Genomic DNA, 5,645 nt, shown 5'->3' with positions numbered 1-5,645 from the left:
GTTTTCCTGTCTTTCTGATTTTTTTTTGAATTTCTGTGTTGACGGTGTTTGCGGGTGGGGCTTATAAGCCGCTCACCGAGACGCACCGGGGGTTGCACTTCTGGTCCGGATCGGTAGAATGATCGGCCCGTTCGGGTTGATTGAGTTCTTTGACAAGAGAATATGTAGACAGAGAGGGATATGCTGACGGCGTTCTTCTTCCTGGGATTTTGTCCTGAGGGAGGGTAGTCGGAGCGACCAGGTCGTTCTGACAGGATCGTCTGTTGGAGTATCTCTTGATGCGTTGAATTCAGACGTTTCGAAAACCTGTCAATTTATTGATATGGAAGTCAGATCAGGCTTTGTTTGTTTTCCGGCTTTTGCCGGAGGATGAACCTGAGAGTTTGATCCTGGCTCAGAGCGAACGCTGGCGGCATGCTTAACACATGCAAGTCGCACGAAGGCTTCGGCCTTAGTGGCGGACGGGTGAGTAACGCGTAGGGATCTGTCCACGGGTGGGGGATAACTTCGGGAAACTGGAGCTAATACCGCATGATACCTGAGGGTCAAAGGCGCAAGTCGCCTGTGGAGGAGCCTGCGTTCGATTAGCTTGTTGGTGGGGTAAAGGCCTACCAAGGCGATGATCGATAGCTGGTCTGAGAGGATGATCAGCCACACTGGGACTGAGACACGGCCCAGACTCCTACGGGAGGCAGCAGTGGGGAATATTGGACAATGGGGGCAACCCTGATCCAGCAATGCCGCGTGTGTGAAGAAGGTCTTCGGATTGTAAAGCACTTTCGGCGGGGACGATGATGACGGTACCCGCAGAAGAAGCCCCGGCTAACTTCGTGCCAGCAGCCGCGGTAATACGAAGGGGGCTAGCGTTGCTCGGAATGACTGGGCGTAAAGGGCGCGTAGGCGGTCCATACAGTCAGATGTGAAATCCCCGGGCTTAACCTGGGAGCTGCATTTGAGACGTGTGGACTGGAGTGTGAGAGAGGGTTGTGGAATTCTCAGTGTAGAGGTGAAATTCGTAGATATTGGGAAGAACACCGGTGGCGAAGGCGGCAACCTGGCTCATTACTGACGCTGAGGCGCGAAAGCGTGGGGAGCAAACAGGATTAGATACCCTGGTAGTCCACGCTGTAAACGATGTGTGCTGGATGTTGGGTAACTTAGTTACTCAGTGTCGTAGCTAACGCGATAAGCACACCGCCTGGGGAGTACGGCCGCAAGGTTGAAACTCAAAGGAATTGACGGGGGCCCGCACAAGCGGTGGAGCATGTGGTTTAATTCGAAGCAACGCGCAGAACCTTACCAGGGCTTGTATGGAGAGGCTGTGTCCGGAGACGGGCATTTCCCGCAAGGGACCTTTCACACAGGTGCTGCATGGCTGTCGTCAGCTCGTGTCGTGAGATGTTGGGTTAAGTCCCGCAACGAGCGCAACCCTTATCTTTAGTTGCCAGCATGTTGGGGTGGGCACTCTAAAGAGACTGCCGGTGACAAGCCGGAGGAAGGTGGGGATGACGTCAAGTCCTCATGGCCCTTATGTCCTGGGCTACACACGTGCTACAATGGCGGTGACAGTGGGAAGCCAGATGGTGACATCGAGCAGATCTCAAAAAGCCGTCTCAGTTCGGATTGCACTCTGCAACTCGGGTGCATGAAGGTGGAATCGCTAGTAATCGCGGATCAGCATGCCGCGGTGAATACGTTCCCGGGCCTTGTACACACCGCCCGTCACACCATGGGAGTTGGTTTGACCTTAAGCCGGTGAGCGAACCGCAAGGACGCAGCCGACCACGGTCGGGTCAGCGACTGGGGTGAAGTCGTAACAAGGTAGCCGTAGGGGAACCTGCGGCTGGATCACCTCCTTTCAAGGAACTGTCCTGAGTATGGATCGGGCAACCGGTCTGTTTGGGATGGTCCTGAACAAAAGTCCTCTGCTTATGGATCAGCAGAGGCGTCTGAAGTTCCGATGTCCGGTGATGGGAGACCATTGCCTGGGGCGCCGTCAACATATCCCTTTCTGTGATGAGAACCGCCTGGTTTATGCCGGGCGGTCAGGGTTCGGGCTAGTAGCTCAGTTGGTTAGAGCACACGCTTGATAAGCGTGGGGTCGGAGGTTCAAGTCCTCCCTGGCCCACCACGACCCTGTCCTGGGTCCGGGGGCATAGCTCAGCTGGGAGAGCACCTGCTTTGCAAGCAGGGGGTCGTCGGTTCGAACCCGTCTGCCTCCACCATGAATTGTGGCTGACCTGCGGGTCCGGCCTGTTGTGGTTATCTGGTCTCATCACAAAAGTGGTCAGCGTATCGGGCGCGGATCGGAAATGACTGCTATGCGGCATTTCCGTCTGAACTGCCTGGTGTTGTGTTCTTTGTCAGTGTGAATAGGTTGGTGCGTATCTGGGCGTGCCGTTTTTCCGAGGGTTGGTCTGACCCGTCGTTCCGTGTTTTACGGATGGCGAAAGGGAGAGCGGCATTAAGCGTTCAGATGCGAGAAGAAGTGTGACGTGCTCGGATGAGCTGTCATGCCGGAGATTATTTTATGATCTGCGCAAGCGGTCATGGATGGTTTCTGTGCATGGGGCGAGTGAGCGCGATAAGGGCATTCGGTGGATGCCTTGGCACCAGGAGGCGATGAAGGACGTAGCACGCTGCGAAAAGCCACGGGGAGCCGCGAGCAGGCTTTGATCCGTGGATGTCCGAATGGGGAAACCCCCTCGCAAGAGGATCATGCACTGAATACATAGGTGTATGAGGCGAACCCGGGGAACTGAAACATCTCAGTACCTGGAGGAAAAGACATCAATTGAGATTCTGTCAGTAGTGGCGAGCGAACGCGGAACAGGCCAGTGGTCATCGGAGAACAAGCAGAACGGTCTGGAAAGTCCGGCTACAGAGGGTGATAGCCCCGTATGCGTAATGTCTGCGATGATCCTTGAGTAGGGCGGGGCACGTGAAACCCTGTCTGAACATGGGGGGACCATCCTCCAAGCCTAAATACTCCCTGGTGACCGATAGTGAACAAGTACCGTGAGGGAAAGGTGAAAAGCACCCCGACGAGGGGAGTGAAATAGACCTGAAACCGGATGCCTACAAGCAGTCGGAGCCTCTTATGGGGTGACGGCGTACCTTTTGTATAATGGGTCAGCGAGTTTCTGTTTGCAGCGAGCTTAAGCCGTTAGGTGTAGGCGCAGCGAAAGCGAGTCTGAACAGGGCGACGAGTTGCTGGCAGAAGACCCGAAACCGAGTGATCTAGCCATGGCCAGGCTGAAGGTGCGGTAACACGCACTGGAGGGCCGAACCCACGCCTGTTGAAAAAGTCGGGGATGAGCTGTGGTTAGGGGTGAAAGGCCAATCAAACTCGGAGATAGCTGGTTCTCCGCGAAATCTATTGAGGTAGATCGTCAGGTGTTTACCCCGGGGGGTAGAGCACTGGATGGGCTAGGGGGGCCCAAAGCCTTACCAAACCTAACCAAACTCCGAATACCCGGAAGTATAGCCTGGCAGACAGACAGTGGGTGCTAAGGTCCATTGTCGAGAGGGAAACAGCCCAGACCACCAGCTAAGGCCCCTAAATCGTGGCTAAGTGGGAAAGGATGTGGGGATTCCAAAACAACCAGGAGGTTGGCTTAGAAGCAGCCATCCTTTAAAGAAAGCGTAATAGCTCACTGGTCTAATAGAAACCCTGCGCCGAAAATGTAACGGGGCTCAAGCCACGTGCCGAAGCTGTGGGTGCATACTATGTATGCGCGGTAGCGGAGCGTTCCGTAAGTCTGCGAAGGAGACGGGGTGACCCTCTCTGGAGATATCGGAAGTGCGAATGCTGACATGAGTAGCGACAAACAGTGCGAGAAACACTGTCGCCGAAAGTCCAAGGGTTCCTGCGCAAGGTTAATCCACGCAGGGTGAGCCGGCCCCTAAGGCGAGGGCGAAAGCCGTAGTCGATGGGAACCGGGTAAATATTCCCGGGCCTGCCAGAAGTGACGAATGCAAGATGTTGTCGGTCCTTATCGGATTGAACCGGCTTTTTGAGCATTCCAGGAAACAGCTCTGGCGTATAGACCGTACCCTAAACCGACACAGGTGGACTGGTAGAGTATACCAAGGCGCTTGAGAGAACGATGCTGAAGGAACTAGGCAAATTACTCGCGTAACTTCGGGATAAGCGAGACCCGCATGTGGGCAACCGTGTGCGGGTGGCACAGACCAGGGGGTAGCGACTGTTTAGTAAAAACACAGGACTCTGCGAAGTCGAGAGACGACGTATAGGGTCTGACGCCTGCCCGGTGCCGGAAGGTTAAGAGGAGGTGTGAGAGCACTGAATTGAAGCCCCGGTAAACGGCGGCCGTAACTATAACGGTCCTAAGGTAGCGAAATTCCTTGTCGGGTAAGTTCCGACCTGCACGAATGGCGTAACGACTTCCCCGCTGTCTCCAGCATCGGCTCAGCGAAATTGAATTCCCCGTGAAGATGCGGGGTATCCGCGGTCAGACGGAAAGACCCTATGAACCTTTACTGCAGCTTTGCAGTGGCATCAGAGACATTCTGTGTAGGATAGGTGGGAGGCTTTGAAGCAGGGGCGCCAGTTTCTGTGGAGCCGTCCTTGAAATACCACCCTGAATTTTTCTGATGTCTAACCGCGACCAGTAAGCCTGGTCCGGGACCCTGCATGGCGGGCAGTTTGACTGGGGCGGTCGCCTCCCAAAGTGTAACGGAGGCGCGCGATGGTGGGCTCAGGCCGGTCGGAAACCGGCTGTCGAGTGCAATGGCATAAGCCCGCCTGACTGTGAGAGTGACAGCTCGATCAGAGACGAAAGTCGGCCATAGTGATCCGGTGGTTCCGCATGGAAGGGCCATCGCTCAACGGATAAAAGGTACTCTAGGGATAACAGGCTGATCTCCCCCAAGAGTCCACATCGACGGGGAGGTTTGGCACCTCGATGTCGGCTCATCACATCCTGGGGCTGGAGCAGGTCCCAAGGGTTCGGCTGTTCGCCGATTAAAGTGGTACGTGAGCTGGGTTTAGAACGTCGTGAGACAGTTCGGTCCCTATCTGCCGTGGATGTTGGAAACCTGAGAGGATTTGTCCCTAGTACGAGAGGACCGGGATGAACATACCTCTGGTGCACCGGTTGTCGCGCCAGCGGCACAGCCGGGTAGCTAAGTATGGACGGGATAACCGCTGAAAGCATCTAAGCGGGAAACCCACCTCAAAACTAAGTTTCCCTGAGGGTCGTGGAAGACCACCACGTTAATAGGCCAGATGTGGAAGTGCAGTAATGCATGCAGCTGACTGGTCCTAATCACCCGACAGGCTCACTCCATCCCCTCTCAATCGAGAGAAACCCATGCACAGAAATCATCCATGAACGTCACACTTTAAAAACACCAGCCCATACACACCACCACCCTCAAACGGTGGGTCTGATGACCTGGTGGCTATGGCGGGGAGTGATCCACCCGATCCCATCCCGAACTCGGCCGTGAAAAACCCCAGCGCCAATGATACTGTGACTTAAGTCACGGGAAAGTAGGTCGCCGCCAGGTCTTCAGATCCACCCATACAAACACAACACATATCGCGGGGTGGAGCAGCCCGGTAGCTCGTCAGGCTCATAACCTGAAGGTCACAGGTTCAAATCCTGTCCCCGCAACCA

General features: G+C 55.2%; 3 tRNA genes and 3 rRNA genes. All 6 read left to right on the top strand.

What is annotated here, in order from left to right:
* Window positions 1-371 precede the first annotated feature (371 nt).
* The 6 genes from LOC54_RS11070 (at window position 372) to LOC54_RS11045 (ending at window position 5,645) form a co-directional block, all read left to right on the top strand.
* A 16S ribosomal RNA gene (locus LOC54_RS11070) occupies window positions 372-1,859 on the top strand.
* Window positions 1,860-2,054: 195 nt separating this feature from the next.
* A tRNA-Ile gene (locus LOC54_RS11065) sits at window positions 2,055-2,131 on the top strand.
* Window positions 2,132-2,149: 18 nt separating this feature from the next.
* Window positions 2,150-2,225, top strand: a tRNA-Ala gene (locus tag LOC54_RS11060).
* A 348-nt stretch (window positions 2,226-2,573) separates the two neighbouring features.
* Window positions 2,574-5,312 (top strand): 23S ribosomal RNA (locus LOC54_RS11055).
* Window positions 5,313-5,419: 107 nt separating this feature from the next.
* A 5S ribosomal RNA gene (gene rrf / locus LOC54_RS11050) occupies window positions 5,420-5,535 on the top strand.
* The 16S, 23S and 5S rRNA genes sit together here with 3 tRNA genes alongside, the layout of an rRNA operon.
* Before the next feature lie 33 nt (window positions 5,536-5,568).
* Window positions 5,569-5,645, top strand: a tRNA-Met gene (locus LOC54_RS11045).

The sequence above is a fragment of the Acetobacter sp. AN02 genome, assembly GCF_029759835.1.
Taxonomy (GTDB): domain Bacteria; phylum Pseudomonadota; class Alphaproteobacteria; order Acetobacterales; family Acetobacteraceae; genus Acetobacter.
This window is presented reverse-complemented; position numbering and strand designations above follow the sequence as displayed.